General features: G+C 37.4%; 15 protein-coding genes. 7 read left to right on the top strand and 8 right to left on the bottom strand.

Annotated elements, in window-relative coordinates:
- Window positions 1-56: 56 nt before the first annotated feature.
- The 3 genes from QNI15_RS15790 to QNI15_RS15780 form a co-directional block, all read right to left on the bottom strand.
- Window positions 57-1,181 carry a hypothetical protein gene (locus QNI15_RS15790; RefSeq protein WP_313997201.1) on the bottom strand — a complete coding sequence of 375 codons (1,125 nt, stop codon included), beginning with the start codon at window positions 1,179-1,181 and terminating at the stop codon, window positions 57-59.
- Window positions 1,165-2,256 (bottom strand): ATP-grasp domain-containing protein, encoded by a 1,092-nt coding sequence (locus tag QNI15_RS15785; protein ID WP_314032531.1) that lies wholly within the window; start codon window positions 2,254-2,256, stop codon window positions 1,165-1,167. Before QNI15_RS15785 ends, QNI15_RS15790 begins: the two co-directional genes overlap by 17 nt.
- Window positions 2,257-2,333: 77 nt before the next feature.
- The gene (locus QNI15_RS15780; protein ID WP_313997205.1) at window positions 2,334-2,924 is read right to left on the bottom strand and encodes a phospholipid scramblase-related protein; all 591 of its coding nucleotides are present in this window, start codon (window positions 2,922-2,924) and stop codon (window positions 2,334-2,336) included.
- A gap of 264 nt (window positions 2,925-3,188) precedes the next feature.
- On the opposite strand from QNI15_RS15780, the gene QNI15_RS15775 reads away from it, so the two are divergent.
- Window positions 3,189-4,172, top strand: a complete 984-nt coding sequence (locus QNI15_RS15775; RefSeq protein WP_313997207.1) for an alpha/beta fold hydrolase — start codon at window positions 3,189-3,191, stop codon at window positions 4,170-4,172.
- A gap of 189 nt (window positions 4,173-4,361) precedes the next feature.
- Here QNI15_RS15775 and QNI15_RS15770 read toward each other — a convergent pair whose 3' ends face one another.
- The 3 genes from QNI15_RS15770 to sucC form a co-directional block, all read right to left on the bottom strand.
- Complete coding sequence (locus tag QNI15_RS15770; protein WP_314032529.1) at window positions 4,362-5,951, bottom strand: PepSY-associated TM helix domain-containing protein; 1,590 nt, start codon at window positions 5,949-5,951, stop codon at window positions 4,362-4,364.
- 3 nt (window positions 5,952-5,954) lie between these two features.
- Entirely contained in the window at window positions 5,955-6,236 is a 282-nt protein-coding gene (locus QNI15_RS15765) for a hypothetical protein (protein ID WP_314032528.1), read from the bottom strand.
- Between the two features lie 944 nt (window positions 6,237-7,180).
- A complete protein-coding gene (sucC, locus tag QNI15_RS15760; RefSeq protein ID WP_314003601.1) occupies window positions 7,181-8,377 on the bottom strand; it encodes an ADP-forming succinate--CoA ligase subunit beta in 1,197 nt (398 codons plus the stop codon).
- A gap of 383 nt (window positions 8,378-8,760) precedes the next feature.
- Here sucC and QNI15_RS15755 point away from each other — a divergent pair, with 383 nt between their 5' ends.
- From QNI15_RS15755 to QNI15_RS15740, 4 genes are all read left to right on the top strand, one after another.
- Window positions 8,761-9,222 (top strand): YbjN domain-containing protein, encoded by a 462-nt coding sequence (locus QNI15_RS15755; RefSeq protein WP_313983959.1) that lies wholly within the window; start codon window positions 8,761-8,763, stop codon window positions 9,220-9,222.
- A 114-nt stretch (window positions 9,223-9,336) separates the two neighbouring features.
- Window positions 9,337-9,984 carry a M949_RS01915 family surface polysaccharide biosynthesis protein gene (locus QNI15_RS15750; protein ID WP_314032527.1) on the top strand — a complete coding sequence of 216 codons (648 nt, stop codon included), beginning with the start codon at window positions 9,337-9,339 and terminating at the stop codon, window positions 9,982-9,984.
- 73 nt (window positions 9,985-10,057) lie between these two features.
- Complete coding sequence (gene eboC / locus QNI15_RS15745; protein WP_314032526.1) at window positions 10,058-11,056, top strand: UbiA-like protein EboC; 999 nt, start codon at window positions 10,058-10,060, stop codon at window positions 11,054-11,056.
- 72 nt (window positions 11,057-11,128) lie between these two features.
- Window positions 11,129-11,434 (top strand): hypothetical protein, encoded by a 306-nt coding sequence (locus tag QNI15_RS15740; RefSeq protein WP_314003606.1) that lies wholly within the window; start codon window positions 11,129-11,131, stop codon window positions 11,432-11,434.
- Window positions 11,435-11,538: 104 nt separating this feature from the next.
- Here QNI15_RS15740 and QNI15_RS15735 read toward each other — a convergent pair whose 3' ends face one another.
- Window positions 11,539-12,804, bottom strand: a complete 1,266-nt coding sequence (locus QNI15_RS15735) for an aminotransferase class V-fold PLP-dependent enzyme (protein WP_314032525.1) — start codon at window positions 12,802-12,804, stop codon at window positions 11,539-11,541.
- A gap of 396 nt (window positions 12,805-13,200) precedes the next feature.
- Here QNI15_RS15735 and QNI15_RS15730 point away from each other — a divergent pair, with 396 nt between their 5' ends.
- Window positions 13,201-13,530, top strand: coding sequence for a tRNA-binding protein (locus QNI15_RS15730; protein ID WP_314003610.1), 330 nt, complete (start codon window positions 13,201-13,203; stop codon window positions 13,528-13,530).
- Between the two features lie 168 nt (window positions 13,531-13,698).
- Window positions 13,699-15,894, top strand: coding sequence for a sodium-translocating pyrophosphatase (locus QNI15_RS15725; RefSeq protein ID WP_314003612.1), 2,196 nt, complete (start codon window positions 13,699-13,701; stop codon window positions 15,892-15,894).
- A gap of 240 nt (window positions 15,895-16,134) precedes the next feature.
- On the opposite strand, the gene QNI15_RS15720 is transcribed toward QNI15_RS15725, so the two are convergent.
- A partial coding sequence (locus QNI15_RS15720) for an RCC1 domain-containing protein (RefSeq protein WP_390902198.1) occupies window positions 16,135-16,825 on the bottom strand: 691 nt, incomplete at its 5' end.

The raw sequence follows: 16,825 nt of genomic DNA, 5'->3' as shown, positions 1-16,825 counted from the left end.
GTTCATTATCAGTTAACTTCTCTATATTAGTAGCTTAGTGAAACCAAGAGTAAGCATTACAGCTCATATTTCTCAAGCAATGGAATACCTATCTTATTGGTGATGAATTGAAGCACTTTATATACGATTCTTCTATATATTTTCAGGTGATTTAGGTACACAGCAGAGTATTCAATTGAGGGCAGCCCTCCCCGTAGGCGTTTAAAGCCAGGAGCCCCTGAGCTAAGGTTAAGTAACTTTCCTGAACGATATTTATACTCAAATATCAATTGAATGGCATGAATATATAACGCATCTTTTTGTGGAGCTTTCGTATCATAGCCAACCAAAGGAGAGGTGATCGTATTTTCTATCACAAAGAGTCCAGAAAAAGCCTTTAACTGATTATCTGAATTAATATACCCCTGGAAGTGAATGACATCATTATCATACATTTTCTGAAAGTACTCAAGTGTAAACTGAGGATTATGTGGTGAATATTTTTCCAGATAAAGCTGATTATACAAATCCAATGCTTCGGGCAGGTATTTTTTCATATCTTCATGAGAGACATACTGAAGTTTTTTGTTTTTAATAATGCGTTTGTCTTGTTTATTGTTATTATGACTAAGCCATTTTTCAAATGGGTCATCATACATATATACCTGCCGACTTCCAATAAGGTAATAGGTATTGTTTTTAAATTGCGTTAATAGATGTGAGTGCTGATATCTGTTAAGAGATCGAAAGATAATAGCATGTTCAGGGTATTGATCTTTCAGGAAATTTGTTAGAGCATCCAGATGCTCACCATTCCAGTCTGGATAAGGATTGGTAGAAAGAAGAAAATTATTGACATGAATATTTTTATTAATCTGTGCTGATTTGAGCCAGCCGGATATACCTTGTATCAGTAAGAGTAGAGGGAATTGCAATAGTTTGTTTTTAACCTTTCGGGTTAGCTCATCCTTTGCATACAATACATAGGCAGTATATGGCGAACAGACATATGAGTTATTCCATTCAGTATTATTTACAGATACTGGAAAATACAAATTGTCACTAACTTTTATAATTCGGATTTGTGTTTCTACATTTCGAATTAGTTGACTGGATGCATATGTTGAAAATAAAAGAGAAAACTTCTTAAGAACTCCTTCCGGAAGCGATTCTGGTAAAACCCATTCAATGTTCGTTTCCATTCCATTCAATGTCTCTTGTGGTTGCCTGAAGCCAAGTCATTCGTTTTATTAGCATGATATAGGTTACTTCCAATATACTTACAAATTGAAGCAGAAAGGGTAGAAAATCCTTTTTTCGAAAAATCACATCTTTTGCTTGCCTTACACGCTTAGTCAGAAGTTTTTGAGGATATAAAAAAGCCATCGCACCTTTGACTGCATATTCAGCAGTGTTTTGTTGTATTTCAGTATCTGAATAAAGAAATGCATTTGCTAAGTCTGTATGGACCAAATGTGCTCCACTAGTTCCTCGTGGGTTACATTCGATAAACCAGGGTATATCATTTTGATCAATGATTATATCAAAACATAATTGTCCTGTATAGCTGATAGCTTCACCAAACAACTTTACCTTTTCATGGGCATCTGGATGGTTAACTGGTTCAAAGAAAATTCCAGCCCCTTTCCCAACACGATACAAAGGATGGTAGGCTACATACGCTTTTAATTTGCCCTCATCCCAAATGGAATAGATACATATTTCTTTACCCTGAATGCGTTTTTGCGCTATCCAGTTTTTTTGCTCAGAATTGGTAAAGTATGTGTTTACCAGAGTTTTGTTACTAATGATCTGTCCTGCAAACCGGGAATAAACAGGTTTAAATACATAATTCTCACTTTCAGTCCAGGTAGTAAATTTATCTACTAATTCTGTTTCGGGTATGGGTAAGTATTCTTTTGCTACTTGAGTAAACAGAAATTTATTATGCAATTGATTCATTAACTCTATACCAGAGGTCCAGACTTTACAAGGAAAGACATCTTTGAATGATGAGATATAGAATGCTTCTTCACAAGTTGGAATAAGGTGTGTAACCTGATGAGTTGTAATGACCTGTTGTAGTGTATCTGCAAATTCCTGAGGTGCAAATCTAGGAGAAGGTAGTTTAAAGTAGTTGCTTACTGTATTACTCCATCTGCTCACAGGCAGTGTAAGTGAATCTGCCATGATAACTGTATGCCCTTGACTATGAAAACTTCTGGCTAGTTCCATTGCTATGGGTGCACGTGCCCCTGTAATCAGAATGGTTTCCACAAATTGTTATTATTGGCAATGAGAGTTTGCGATAAATTGAAGAGAAGTATGGCAGGATTATCCTGCCACACAAGAGGCTATTTTGTTTCTTTTAGAATCATATCAATGGCAATGGCACAAGATAATATTGCTTTTTTGTGATCTTCGTTTTTCAACGGTACAGTAATGCTGACATTGTATTTATCTGCACTGGTAAATACCTCTTTAGCTAATCCTCCCCATTTTTTACTAATGGCACCAATTTCATTGCCGTTCATATCTTTAATGCTGAAGTTCCATGCCTTCCAGTCTCCGGTGATTTCTGCTATCTGTGTTTCGGTTGAATCAAAGATACGAAAGGTAGGTTTGAAAAACTTGAACTTTTGTTTGATAGTAGCAATACTGGTACCTGTACCATCTGTTACTGTTAGTTTAGACATAAAAAAAGTCCATCCTCTTGACAGTGAAGCTTCTACTACATTATCAACATTAACAAAGTCAAGTTTAAAAGGAAGCATGGCTTTGTTTACTAAGAGGCGCAGTAGTTTTTGTCCGAAAGAGATTTTTTGCAGGACAGCCCCTGTTGATGCACCTGATTCGTCAAATACTTTGTACTCGTTTTCGAATTTTAAGAAATTAACTTTTTCGTCAATAAAATAACTGTTGGTCTGGAAAAATTTTGTACTCATAATCTGGGTTTACTAAATAGTCCTACTCATAAGGCTTTTCGGTACGCCCCGTTTTTTTGAGTGATTGCTGGTCTTCACTTTATTTATTTGATAATAGATAAATAATTTGATTTATTAGGTATTGTTTTTTAGCCAAATTTCGAAGAAATGATTGACATTAAAAATGATGGGTAAAATTAGTTATGGCTATTTCCATTCTTGATTCATTCCTTTGATAATTTGTATTGCACTTTTTTGTGTATTATCTGTGAGCCTTATTCTGCTATGAAAAAAATGATGTTTGCACTGTTTGTATTAATAAATAGTGTATTTGCTGTATCTGCACAATCGGATACCTTATCAGTTACATTGGAAAATGTACCTTATCCTTATCCGGTAAAGTTCCTTCCCTTAAGAATAGAAGGTCAGGATCTACGAATGGCTTATATGGATATCAAGCCTATTGTAAAGGCAAATGGTCGTACAGTAATGCTTTTTCATGGGAAGAATTTTGGCGGGTATTACTGGACTGGTGTGATAAAAGCTTTGATTGGAAAAGGGTTTCGGGTAGTGGTACCAGACCAGATAGGTTTTGGAAAATCATCTAAGGCATTCATTCACTATAGCTTTCATCAACTGGCTACAAATAACAAAAAACTTCTGGATACCTTAGGAATTGAAAAAGTGACAGTGATGGGACATTCGATGGGAGGGATGTTGGCTACCCGTTTTGCTCTTATGTTTGCTGACAAAGTAGAGAAGTTAGTTTTGGAAGATCCTATAGGGTTAGAAGATTACAGAACCTTTGTGCCCTATATGACAGCAGAAGAAGAGTTTCAGAAGGAATTAAAAACTACGGCAGAAAGTGTAAAAAAATATTATCAGAACTCCTATTTCCCTGAATGGAAACCTGCTTACGACTATTTAGTTAAAATAGGTGCAGGTGTAACCGGAAGTGCTGATTTTCCAAGATATGCCAAAGTTGCGGCTCTTACCTATGTGATGATTTATGAACAACCTGTATGTTATGAATTTAGCCAGTTAAAAGTTCCGGTGGTTTTATTCATTGGTAAAGAAGATCGAACGATTGTAGGAAAAGGATTTATCTCTGATTCAGAGAAGGCTAAACATGGACAGTATCAGGTGTTGGGTAAAGAAACCGCCAAAAAAATCCCTAACTGCAAACTAATTGAATTTGATAATGTAGGACACATTCCTCATATTCAGATTGAAGAAGTCTTTATTAAATCCTTGCTGGAAAATATGTAAGATTGTTTCATGGGGATTGCAAAGGCAGGTTTTGACTGGAATCTTTTACTGAATCTGTTTTTTACAATTGTCTGATATTAAAAAGTGGAGAGGACAGTACTACAACTGCTTACCATATATAACTTTGATATATGGTAAGCAGTTACGGACGAGAATAATTTGTAGGAAGAATATGGGCAAGAAACTACACTATCTCGCAATTTCTTTTACAGGCTTTAGTTGATTATTGCGTTTTTCTGTTTTACGTAGGTAACTAAAAATGCCCAAGCTTACAATGCCAGTAAGTAACCAGAACAAATCTACTCCCAATACAGTATATTGTTTTGTAGAAAGCGCTTGTCCAATCCAGTCACCTGTGACTATACTATTAGACAAGGGTACTGCTAAAGAGAGTATACCACCCATAAGCAAAGTAAAACGTGTTAAGCGGGACTCCGTTCTATAAAAGTAGCTGCAAATAGAAATAGCTAACCAGCCTCCAAAAAACAGGGAATTAACAATAGTAATTCTGTTGCTCAGTTGAAACGGAATAAGTTGTTCTGAAATAAACAGAAGTGCTATAGCTGGATATAAACCAAAGCAAATAGCCAGATACCACATCGTTACTTTGTGATGAAATCGTTTTTGCTGGTCTGTATATTCTTTTTTGTTGCGAGCCTCTTTCCAGATTAAAATCCCACTAATCAGAACAAAACAGGTTAACAGTGCCAGGATGAAATAAATAATCTTTACTATTATACCTCCAAAGGTGCCAAAATGTATTCTGCCAATTCCGAATAATACAGATTGTACATAGGTTTTATTACCAGGCATGGATTCTATTAACTTTTTACCATCTATTAAGCTGTACGAAACCAGTCCGTCTCCTGTAAAGCTTTGTGCATCTTTTAACATAAATGTTATATGGGCATCTTCCTTTTTATAGTGCTTTAAGCCAATCAGGTTGATCTCAAATCCAGGATATTCGTGTTGTACTTTGGTTACAAATTGATTGATCGAAAGATGGTTGGATACAGTCTGGGCATTTTCTTTCAATACAATACCTTCATTTGGACGTATAGCACTAATCACTTTCTGTTGATCACCACCAAAAAACACGAGGACTGTTGGCAATAGAATAAGAATGGATAAAATATAAAATGTACCTGTGATTGCATACAGCAGTTGAAAAGGTAATCCTAAGATTCCTAATACTGTATGGGCATTTGTCCAGAGTTGCTTCCAGGAACCTTTTAGTGAGAATCCATAAAATTTGGTAACAATATTTCGCCAATGGATAAGTACGCCCGTCAGTGTGGCAAACAAAAAAAATAATGACACAAACCCTGCTATGTATCTACCTAGGCCCGGCAGTTGATCCAGGAAATGCAGTCTGTATAAAGTTTCACCAGTAGTGGTTTTAAGTTCTTTGCTAAACGCTTGGTTGACTGGTGAATAGGTTCCCTGAAAATGTTCTTCCTGGTGACTGGAGGTCTGAATATGCCCACTTACCCATATATCAGGACGCGTATAGGATGGTGTTGTTAAATACGTATCATCACTCCAGTCAAAATTGGGAATGACACTTTTAACTTTTTGTAGTGTAGTGTCATAATCTATGGGTTTACCCGTATAGTATCGGGCTGTTGGATTTTCCCATTTGTAAAATTCATCCCGAAATAATGTGAAAGCTCCTGCAAAGAAAATGATATAAAGTGCTACACTGATTACAATTCCAGAAACTGTATGGGTATGAAATAAAATGTTGTAAGCTCGGTTAGGCAGACCAGAGAATTTCATGAGTTAACGAAGCCAAAAGGTTATACTTGAAAAGATACAGATGAGCAAAAGGTAGACTCCCCATATTTTCCAGCCATTTTGTGCCAGAAAAGGGACAATCATCAAAATACCCCATAGCAGAAAGAGAGTAAATGTGGCTGTAAGCATTACTATATTTCTATCAGGTAATATGGTGGCTAGAAAAAGATGAAAGGTGATGGAAACAAAATATCCTCCCAATACCGCTGCTGATATTTTTAATGTCCGTTGTCTGGGTGTCGTCAGATATTCTTTTTTTGCTGGCATATGGAAAATCATGAATGAGATAGCTTATTTACTAAGTGACATAGTAGTTGCATCAGAGAAAGAATACAACTGTAAACTAATAGACTTGCAATCAATCCACTTATCCATCCCCATTGCCAAACCCAGTTGCTTGTTCCTAGTACAATAAATATCCAGCTTATGAAGCCAGGAATTGAAATTTTGTAAAATGTTGAAGGATAATAACGGGAACCAGAATATTGTATCCAGATACCGAGGCTGAATAGAACGAGTGTTAACATATAGTATCAGAAATATATGCAATATGTCCTTTGTTTAGAATTGATCCAAATTAAAAGAAGCATTTGTTAAAATTTATGCTGCAATGCAAATATCCACCAGTAGTAAGACGTGCTTCTATACAAAAGTTTTTTAGTGAAGGAAGGATTGGACAATCAATGCGTGAAGAACTTTTTTATAATCCAATCATCTGGATTTATGAGTAGAGTTATGGTCACTTTTCCAGTCTGCGCATAATTCATTGCAGAAGACAACTTTGTGAAGGCAAGGCAGGTTTACTGGTTGGCCGAGGAATTTCGTATAACTCTAATCACTTTTGCTTTTGTCCAGAGTTCCGATCATTTTTTTGTTTGCGCATAACTCACGGCAAAAACTTTTTTGACCGGAACTCCGATCACTTTTTTGTCTTGCGCATCGTTCACCGCAAAAACAAAATCTGATTGGAATTCATCGCGATAAGAGAAAGGGAGCGGAATTTACTGCACTAGTATATCTGTAGTGAATAATGCTTAACTAAACTTTAACTATGAGGTCCTGTAATAGTGAGTTAAATGCAAAATCCGTTGTAAGGCTAGTACACACTGGCTTGGACACACAAGTCTCTATCCAAAATTAGGAGACACCTGTATAAAAACAGAAAGCCTCTTATCATAAGAGGCTTTCTGTTTTTGGGATTATTAGTATGATTAAACAGTCTTGAGCACATCTGTTACTCTTGCTGCTGCATCTTTTAACTGAACAGCAGAGAATACTTTCAGACCTGACTCGTCAATGATACGGGCACCTTCTTCAGCGTTAGTTCCTTGCAGACGAACGATAATAGGTACTTTAATATCTCCGATTTTCTTGTACGCTTCAACCACACCATTGGCAACACGGTCACAACGAACGATACCACCAAAGATGTTGATCAGAATAGCTTTTACATTTGGATCTTTCAGGATGATACGGAAACCTGCTTCTACTGTTTGTGCGTTGGCTCCACCACCTACATCAAGGAAGTTAGCAGGCTCTCCACCTGATAATTTAATGATGTCCATAGTAGCCATTGCCAGACCCGCACCGTTTACCATACAACCCACGTTACCATCCAGTTTCACATAGTTCAGACCTGATTGGCTTGCTTCAATTTCCAGAGGATCTTCTTCGTTCAGGTCGCGCAGATCTGCATAGTTTGTATGACGATACAATGCATTGTCGTCCAGGTTTACTTTGGCATCTACCGCTAGTATCTTGTTGTCTGAAGTTTTCAACACAGGGTTGATTTCAAACATAGAAGAATCTGTTTCTACATACGCACGGTACAAAGCAGTGATAAATTTCACCATATCTTTGAATGCTTCTCCTTCAAGACCTAAGCCAAATGCTACTTTACGCGCCTGGAATGGTTGCAGACCGATTACCGGGTCAATCCATTCTTTTACAATTTTGTCAGGGTGATGCTCTGCCACTTCTTCTATATCCATACCACCTTCAGTACTTGCCATAATCACATTGCAAGACTTGCCACGATCTAAAAGAATACTCAGATAATATTCTTTCGGTTCTGACGGACCTGGATAGTATACATCTTGAGCAATCAACACTTTATGTACTTTTTTTCCTTCAGGGCCTGTCTGATGAGTAATCAGCTGCATTCCCAGAATATTTTTGGCTTTCTCACGTACTTCTTCAAAATTTTTAGCCACTTTCACTCCGCCTCCTTTTCCGCGTCCACCAGCGTGGATCTGGGCTTTTACTACATAGAAATTAGTGCCGGTTTTTTCGTGCAACTGACGTGCTGCTTCTACAGCCTCATCAGGAGTATTGACAACAATACCTTCCTGAACACGAACGCCGTAACTTTTCAGAATGTCTTTGCCTTGATATTCGTGAATGTTCATTATTGAATAACTAGTTAAAGGTTACAACTGATGGATTAAGAATTACAAAACTATATCAAATGGAGTGAAGCTTTACTGGAAAGTCTCGGCGCGAATCTAAACAATAATCATTTAGAAAGAAAAGCGAAGTTTTATTTTTCAGTTTACTGTAAAGCTGTTTCTTTATATAAAGGCACAAAGATAGAAATACATTAATATGATTTTCAATCTGTTTACTTTTTCTCTTGTTGCCAACTAATGAATAGAAAATGATTAAAAAAATCATACTGAAAAAATAAAAAATGATAGATTCATACTTTCAATACTACTTATCCGTACAAGGGTAGCAGACACCAGAATATTACTAAGCCAAACCCATTATTCATACTTTAACTATTAAACTTATGAGTGCAAATCCGCAATCTGTTAGCCCTCAAGTAGAGAAGGTTACTGAAATGATCCATCAATACGCAGAATCTGTTGGCTTGACACGCGAACAGGTATTCAATTCGGAAAAGAAAACCTGGCGCTGGCGTATCGGATCAGCCTATATTGATATCTTTATTCAGACTATTCGTTTTGAAAACGGAACCTCCCGTGATTATCTGCGCATTTTCTCCGCATTAATGCAAATTCCTGCCAATGATCTGCTGAAATTTTATCGTCATCTACTAGAATTGAACGACTCAAAACTAGGGGTGAAGCTTACTATAATGCCAAACAGCAACTGGGTATATGCGACCTATGAACGGGATATTCGGGGTATGGATTATCACGAACTGGCGACTTGTATAGCTGATTTGGAATATTGGGCAGACTTACTGGATGATGATCTGAAAAATACATTTCCAAATTGGTCAAACTAATTTCTACTATAAGTCAATTTTAAAAAACACCATTTCTGAAAAGAAGTGGTGTTTTTTATTGTAGGCATTCTTGTATTTTTACGGTGTTTTTATCATCCTATTTTATTTCCATTTATGAGAACATTATTTGTTGTGAGTATAGCCTTTATGGCAACTATTTTTTTATGCAATGCCCAAACTCCTCAAACTCACTATGTAACAGTCAAAGATATTGCAGCCAAAAAGATAAAATACAAAGGAAATTTCATTCAGGCATTGAGTTGGGAAGATAAGAATGGTGAAAATCTGATAATACTCACCGAAACGGAAATGAAAGAGGGCAAAGAGGAAAAGGATGGAAGGAGCAAAGAATTATATGCTTTTCATTACATTGATAAAAGCACCAACACCTTTCAGCAGCTTCGTCAAATATACGATTTTGAGAAAGATTGCCCCTTTGATGTAATGGTTGACCATGTTGCAGGATCGTTGTCTGTAACAGACCTGGACAAAGATGGCTTTGCCGAAATTACATTTTTGTATACAGTAGGATGTAGAAGTGATGTAAGTCCCGATGTATTGAAACTGATGATGCTTGAGAATGGAGAGAAATATGCGATTCGTGGTCGGACAGTCTTATATGAAAATGGCTCACCTATGAAAGATTATGCTGAAACTCCTGCTAAAATAGTAGATGCCTCATTCAATAAAGCACCCAAAGCCTTTCTGGATTATGCGAATAAGCAATGGGAACAGTTTAAAATAGTAAAGATGGGAGAGTAGTTATTCTCATTTGTTTGGGAAGGGTTACCTAGTGTTCTAAATAAAATCTGTTCATTTCTTTTAGTTTATACAAGTGAAATCATCTCGTTTGTTTGCCTATCTGCAACTGATGCGTCCTGCTAATATTGTCACTGCAATGGCTGATATTTTAGCAGGTTTTGCTGTAAGGCAGGCTTTTGTTGTCTACATATTTACCTATATGATAGTAGGTGATATGAAATTCGTAGAATATATGTGGGAGCAATATCGTTTTAATGCTTTACTACTATTAGTTTCTACTATTGGCTTATATGGAGGAGGGGTTGTTTATAATGATGTTTTTGATGCAAAACTTGATGCTGTAGAAAGGCCAGAACGTCCTATTCCAAGTGGACGAGCCTCATTTATTGGAGCGGTTGTATTGGGTAGTATTTTATTGATAGGGGGAGTTTTGTGTGCATTTTCTGTATCTGATTTAAGTGGTTACATTGCAATCCTAACAGCCTTTTTTGCCTTATTGTACAACAAAGTCGGTAAACATCAATCTTGGGGGCCGATAAATATGGGACTTTGTAGGGGATTAAATCTTTTTTTAGGAACAACTTTACCAGTTAGAGGGGAACTTGGGTCTTGGGGTATTGAGAATCCTATAAAGAGCGAATTTTTACTGCATTTTGAGCAATATAAAGTTCTTTATATATGTCTCATTCCCATCATCTATATAGCGGCTATTACCTCAGTGAGTAGAGGAGAAGTGCATGGTGGTAGTAAGAAGTCGTTTTATATTCCTTTCTTCTTATATAGCATCGTAATCCTATCGATTGGTACATTAGCATTTATCTCAGGAATACCTATCTGGCAAAGCCTTCCTTTTCTATCGTTATTTATCTATCTGATATTTCCGCCATTGATTCGTGCTTATAACGATCCTCAACCTCGTAATATTGGGTTGGCAGTGAAAGCAGGGGTGATCTCGTTGATTGTGATGGATGCTTCTATTGCAGCTGTATTTGCTGGAGGAATCTATGGACTGATTGTGCTGGCTTTGCTGCCGTTATCACGTTTTTTAGCAAAGTATTTTGCTGTAACATAATATGTAGGTACACTTTTTTAGACCTGATTATCCAAATCATACAAATCGGTGATCAGGTCACTGTAACTGCTTATGAAAAAGAACTTTTTTGTAAAAGAATACCTCATCTCTTTTGATCATGATAAGGCTATTAGCATTGTGCAAACATCTTCTGTATCTACAATAGAAGTGGATTTTGAACAGATAGAAAAACAGCTTCCTATTGGATCAAAGATTAATCAGTCAACGGTACAGACAGTTGTCAAAGGAGATAAATTTATAGTTTATGGAGAGTACTCCAGAATAGAGCCTGAGTTTCCTGAACCTGCTGCAGCCGCAGAGACTATAGAATTAAAAGAGGTTTTAGGAGATGAGACTATTCTTCCTTCAGTCAATTAATATAAGAGTTCTATTTCAAGTATAAGCAGAGATAGTTCTTTCAGGGAATAAAAGCTAACTTTTGCGAGATGCTTTTATTCCCTTTTTGTGTATTCGTTGAGGATTTATCCTGCAACCTCTTTCAATGCTTTGACAAATGTATCCAGTTCCTGAGTGGATGTATATACGTGAGGCGTTACCCGAATACCTGCTACTCCCGGACGATCAATGGCTACTGTAAAGATTTTGTATTTACTCATAAGGAGCTTGGCTAACTCGTCTGGTTTTTTGCCTTTGACATGTACATTAGCGATTGCACACGATCGTTGTGGATCAGCAGGGGTGTTCAGTACGATATTCGGATGGTTCCGAACCTGATCTGTCCAATAATGTTGCAGATAACGCAAACGAGCTTCTTTACGCTGAATACCTATTTTTTCGTGGAAGCGTATAGCATCCTGTATAGCTAGATCTGTAGCTACCGGATGAGTGCCTGTGTGATTGAGTTTACGAATATCATCGTCTTTGAATCCCATATCGCCAAATAGTTGCCAGATACCTGGAATTTTTTCTTTTCTCACATAGAGAATACCTGCTCCCAGTGGTGTGCCCAGCCATTTGTGTAAACTACTACCATAGTAATCACAACCCAGATCTGAAATCTTAAAGTCAAGGTGTCCAAAGGCATGGGCTCCATCTACCAGCACCTCTACATTATGATGATGAGCCATATCTGCAATTTTGCGAACTGGCAAAATCTGACCAGTAATATTTACAATCTGACATACCATTAATATGCGGGTTTTGCTGGTAATCATTTTCTCATACAGGCCCACTATTTCTTCATCGGATTTGGGATGATTGGGTATAGAAACCAGTTTATTGACAATTCCATATCTACGTGCCTGTAGTGCAAACATGTCCAGCATGGCACCATAATCCTGTTCAGCCATAATGACTTCATCTCCTGCCTTCCAGGTAATACCGGAGATAACAGTATCTAGTGATTCCGTTGTATTGCGGGTAATGATCAACTCTTCAGGTGTACATCCAAGCAAACGCGCCAATTCGTTACGAGCTACAAGTTTATCGTCCGTCATACGTGTACGCATATAATAAGAGGAGACCACATTGACCTGACGGATATGTTCTATGTATTTTTCCAGTACTTCTGTTGCAGCCAAGGAATAATATCCATTTTCGAGCTGAATAAAATCCGGAGTTACTGTATATCCTTTTCGTATTTGTACCCAAAACTCTTCCTTCTTTGCCAGTTCTGGAGCAGAAATATGTGCTACCTGAGCAAACGTATTTTCCCAGTTTGACAAGGTAAGAGATCCACTGATTCCTGCAACAGACTTTAGGAACTGACGTTTAGAAAGTGATTTCATATAAAATTTGTCTGCATGACTATAAACGAATTGTTATAACTAGAGGCAATGCTAAAAATAGAAAACGTTTTTTATTTCTTAAAGTCATTGTCTGTAACAACCTGTTTTTTATCAATACATACATCTGGTTGAATATCAATTAGCTAGTTTTTATTTGCCTTAAATAAGATAAGAGGCAGTGATTTTATAAGATGTATTCTGTAGTATTTTATGAAAAAATAGAATTTTTCTTTTAAAACTTGAGTTGAATTCTATATTTTGCACAGAGACGGTGGAAATAAAGCCTGAATATCTTGTTTGCTTCAAAAAAATAGTATTTTAGGTTGAGTGATTAGATCATAAGTAATTGATTAGATCATCTTTTTTTATAAACCTATATTAATTATTTGAGAAGAAATGATTTCATGGAATGATTTTGAAAAGATTGAAATGAGAGTTGGAACTGTGTTGGAAGCAAACGATTTTCCCAAAGCTAAAAATCCGGCCTATCAATTGGTTATTGATTTTGGAGAATATGGAATCCGAAAAAGCTCTGCACAAATAACCAAATTATACGAGAAGGAACAGTTAGTGGGTAAGCAGGTAATTGCCATTGTAAACTTTCCACCCAAGCAGATTGCCAATTTTATGTCAGAGTGTTTGGTACTTGGAGTAATTGGAGAGAGTAAAGAAGTGGTATTGTTACAACCAGACAGACCTGTGCCTAACGGTCTTCGGATTGAATAAGAATGAATAAAGCTAAGCGGCAGGAGAAGGTAGGATAGTGTATAGTTTCATGCAGATAAGTCTGAATTAAAAGTTGTCTTTGTGATAGATCAATAGTATTAGATATAACTATAGCAATACATTGAATTTTTTAATCAGTTCATAATTATCACTTTAACACTCTGTTTCATGAATAGTATTATTTACCTGATTCCTATTTTTGGTCTGCTTGGACTTCTCTACACATTTATTCGATCAGCCTGGGTTACAAAACAAGAGGCGGGCGATGCCCGAATGACAGAAATTGCTGGTTATATTGCTGAAGGAGCAATGGCATTTCTTCGGGCAGAGTGGAGAATATTGGGAATCTTTGCCATAATCGCTTCTGCTGGTCTGGGTATATTAGGAGCTTTTAGTGAAAATTCCAGTCCTATTATTGTTGGGGCTTTTTTAATAGGTGCATTTTTATCTGCTTTGGCAGGATATATAGGTATGCGTATTGCAACAAAAGCCAATGTACGTACGGCACAGGCTGCAAGAACAAGCTTATCTAAGGCATTAGCAGTCTCATTTGCTGGTGGATCTGTAATGGGTATGGGTGTGGCTGGGCTTGCTGTACTGGGGTTGGGTTCATTGTTTATTGTGTTTGTGTCTATATTTGGTGGAGTAGGGCCTGATGGCGTGATGAATCCTGAACGTATGAAGCTTGCACTTGAAGTGTTGACTGGGTTTTCATTAGGTGCAGAAAGTATTGCCCTATTTGCTCGAGTAGGAGGGGGGATTTATACCAAAGCGGCTGATGTTGGTGCTGACCTGGTTGGTAAAGTTGAGGCAGGGATTCCAGAAGATGATCCACGAAATCCAGCCACTATTGCGGACAATGTAGGTGATAATGTAGGAGATGTGGCAGGAATGGGTGCCGATTTATTTGGTTCCTATGTAGCTACAGTGCTTTCTACAATGGTTTTGGGACAGGAAATCACAGTTACTGATAATTTTGGCGGCTTATCGCCAATCCTTCTACCTATGCTTATTGCTGGCCTGGGTATTATCTTCTCTATTATTGGTACATTTTTCGTTCGCATTTCTGATCAATCACTGAAACCAGATGCTGTACAGAACGCCTTGAACTTAGGTAACTGGGGTTCTATTGTATTAACAGCAGTTTCTTCCTATTTTCTGATTACCTGGTTGTTGCCCGAACACCTGGAATTACGTGGACATCAGTTTACTTCTATGGGTGTGTTTGGGGCTGTGATTGTAGGTCTGGCAGTAGGAACACTAATGAGTATGATTACTGAGTATTACACAGCAATGGGCAAACGCCCTGTAAAGACTATTATTCAGCAGTCATCTACAGGGCATGCTACTAACATTATTGGAGGTTTGTCTGTAGGGATGGAATCCACTACACTGCCCATCATTGTATTGGCTGCTGGTATCTGGGGTTCTTATGAATTAGCTGGATTATATGGAGTTGCCATTGCTGCGGCTGGTATGATGGCTACAACGGCCATGCAGTTGGCTATTGATGCATTTGGCCCTATTGCAGACAATGCTGGAGGTATTGCTGAAATGAGTGAACTGCCCAAAGAAGTACGTGAAAAGACAGATATTCTGGATGCTGTAGGTAATACTACTGCTGCCACAGGTAAAGGCTTTGCTATTGCCTCTGCTGCATTAACTTCACTAGCTTTGTTTGCTGCTTTTGTTGGGATTGCAGGAATTACAGGTATTGATATTTACAAAGCAGATGTACTTGCGTGTTTATTTGTTGGAGGAATGATTCCTTTTGTTTTTTCTTCACTGGCCATACGGGCTGTAGGAGAAGCTGCCATGTCAATGGTAGAGGAGGTACGTCGGCAGTTTCGTGAAATTCCTGGTATTATGGAAGGAAAAGCAAAACCGGAGTATGACAAATGTGTCGCTATTTCCACACAGGCATCTATCCAGAAGATGGTAGCTCCAGGAGCTATAGCTTTAACCTCTCCACTACTGATAGGTTTTATTTTTGGGCCTGAAGCTTTGGGTGGATTTTTAGCAGGGGCAACGGTAAGTGGTGTATTGATGGGAATGTTTCAGAACAATGCGGGTGGTGCCTGGGATAACGCCAAAAAATCGTTTGAGAAAGGGGCTGAAATTATCGTGAATGGCAAATCAGAAATATTCTATAAAAAGTCTGAACCTCATAAAGCTTCTGTAACTGGTGATACTGTAGGTGACCCCTTTAAAGATACATCTGGCCCATCTATGAATATTCTGATCAAACTTATGTCAATTGTAGCGCTTGTAATTGCTCCTTACATTGCTAAGGTTGATACTTCCCATTCACATAATGCAAAAGCAGAAGTTAAGAAAGAAATATCTGTTGTGAAGAGGCAATAGAAAAGTTGTGTATATTGACTTAGATATAAACTTAGAGTATTTATAAAAGTGGATATATTTTGGGAAAAGTTGTTAGGGATATAAGCTGATTAACAACCAAGTCTATGTCCAAACTGTGTATTTTTAATCCTTATACTAATCAACTTTTATAACAAGTAAGCTGTTTGAAAAGACATACCTGCTAACTTTTGAAAAGTAGTCGGTATGTCTTTGTATTTATAATCCTTAGTAGTTTAAGTTTTACTTAACAGGTATTTGATTTACTAAAATTTGAGTATATGTTGTAGTATATTCCGACGATTGCCCCAATTGTCCATAACCGTTATCACCAGTACCCCAAAAAGTATTGTCATTTTTAAGAACTAATGAAAAGTAAGAACCAGCTGCTATTGCTTTTACATTTGTTGCAATTTGCTTAGGGGTTGAAATGTTATCACTAGTTCCATCACCTAATTGTCCAGATCCATTATCACCTGTAGCCCAGAGAGTATTGTCATTCTTAAGAATCAAAGAGAAATATCTACCAGCTGCTATTGCTTTTACATTCGTTGCAATTTGCTTAGGGGTTGAAATGTTATCATTAGTTCCATCACCCAACTGACCATATCCATTATACCCTGTAGCCCAGAGAGTATTGTCATTCTTAAGAATCAATGAATGATATCTACCAGCTGCTATTGCTTTTACATTCGTTGCAACTTGTTTCGGAGTTGAAGAACTGGTTGTAGTTCCATCACCTAACTGTCCATATCCATTATCACCTGTAGCCCAGAGAGTATTGTCATTCTTAAGAATCAATGAATGATATCTACCAGCTGCTATTGCTTTTACATTCGTTGCAATTTGCTTAGGGGTTGAAATGTTATCATTAGTTCCATCACCCAACTGACCATATCCATTATACCCTGTAGCCCAGAGAGTATTGTCATTC

Source organism: Xanthocytophaga flava, from assembly GCF_030068545.1.
In the GTDB taxonomy this organism is placed as follows: Bacteria; Bacteroidota; Bacteroidia; order Cytophagales; family 172606-1; genus Xanthocytophaga; species Xanthocytophaga flava.
This window is presented reverse-complemented; position numbering and strand designations above follow the sequence as displayed.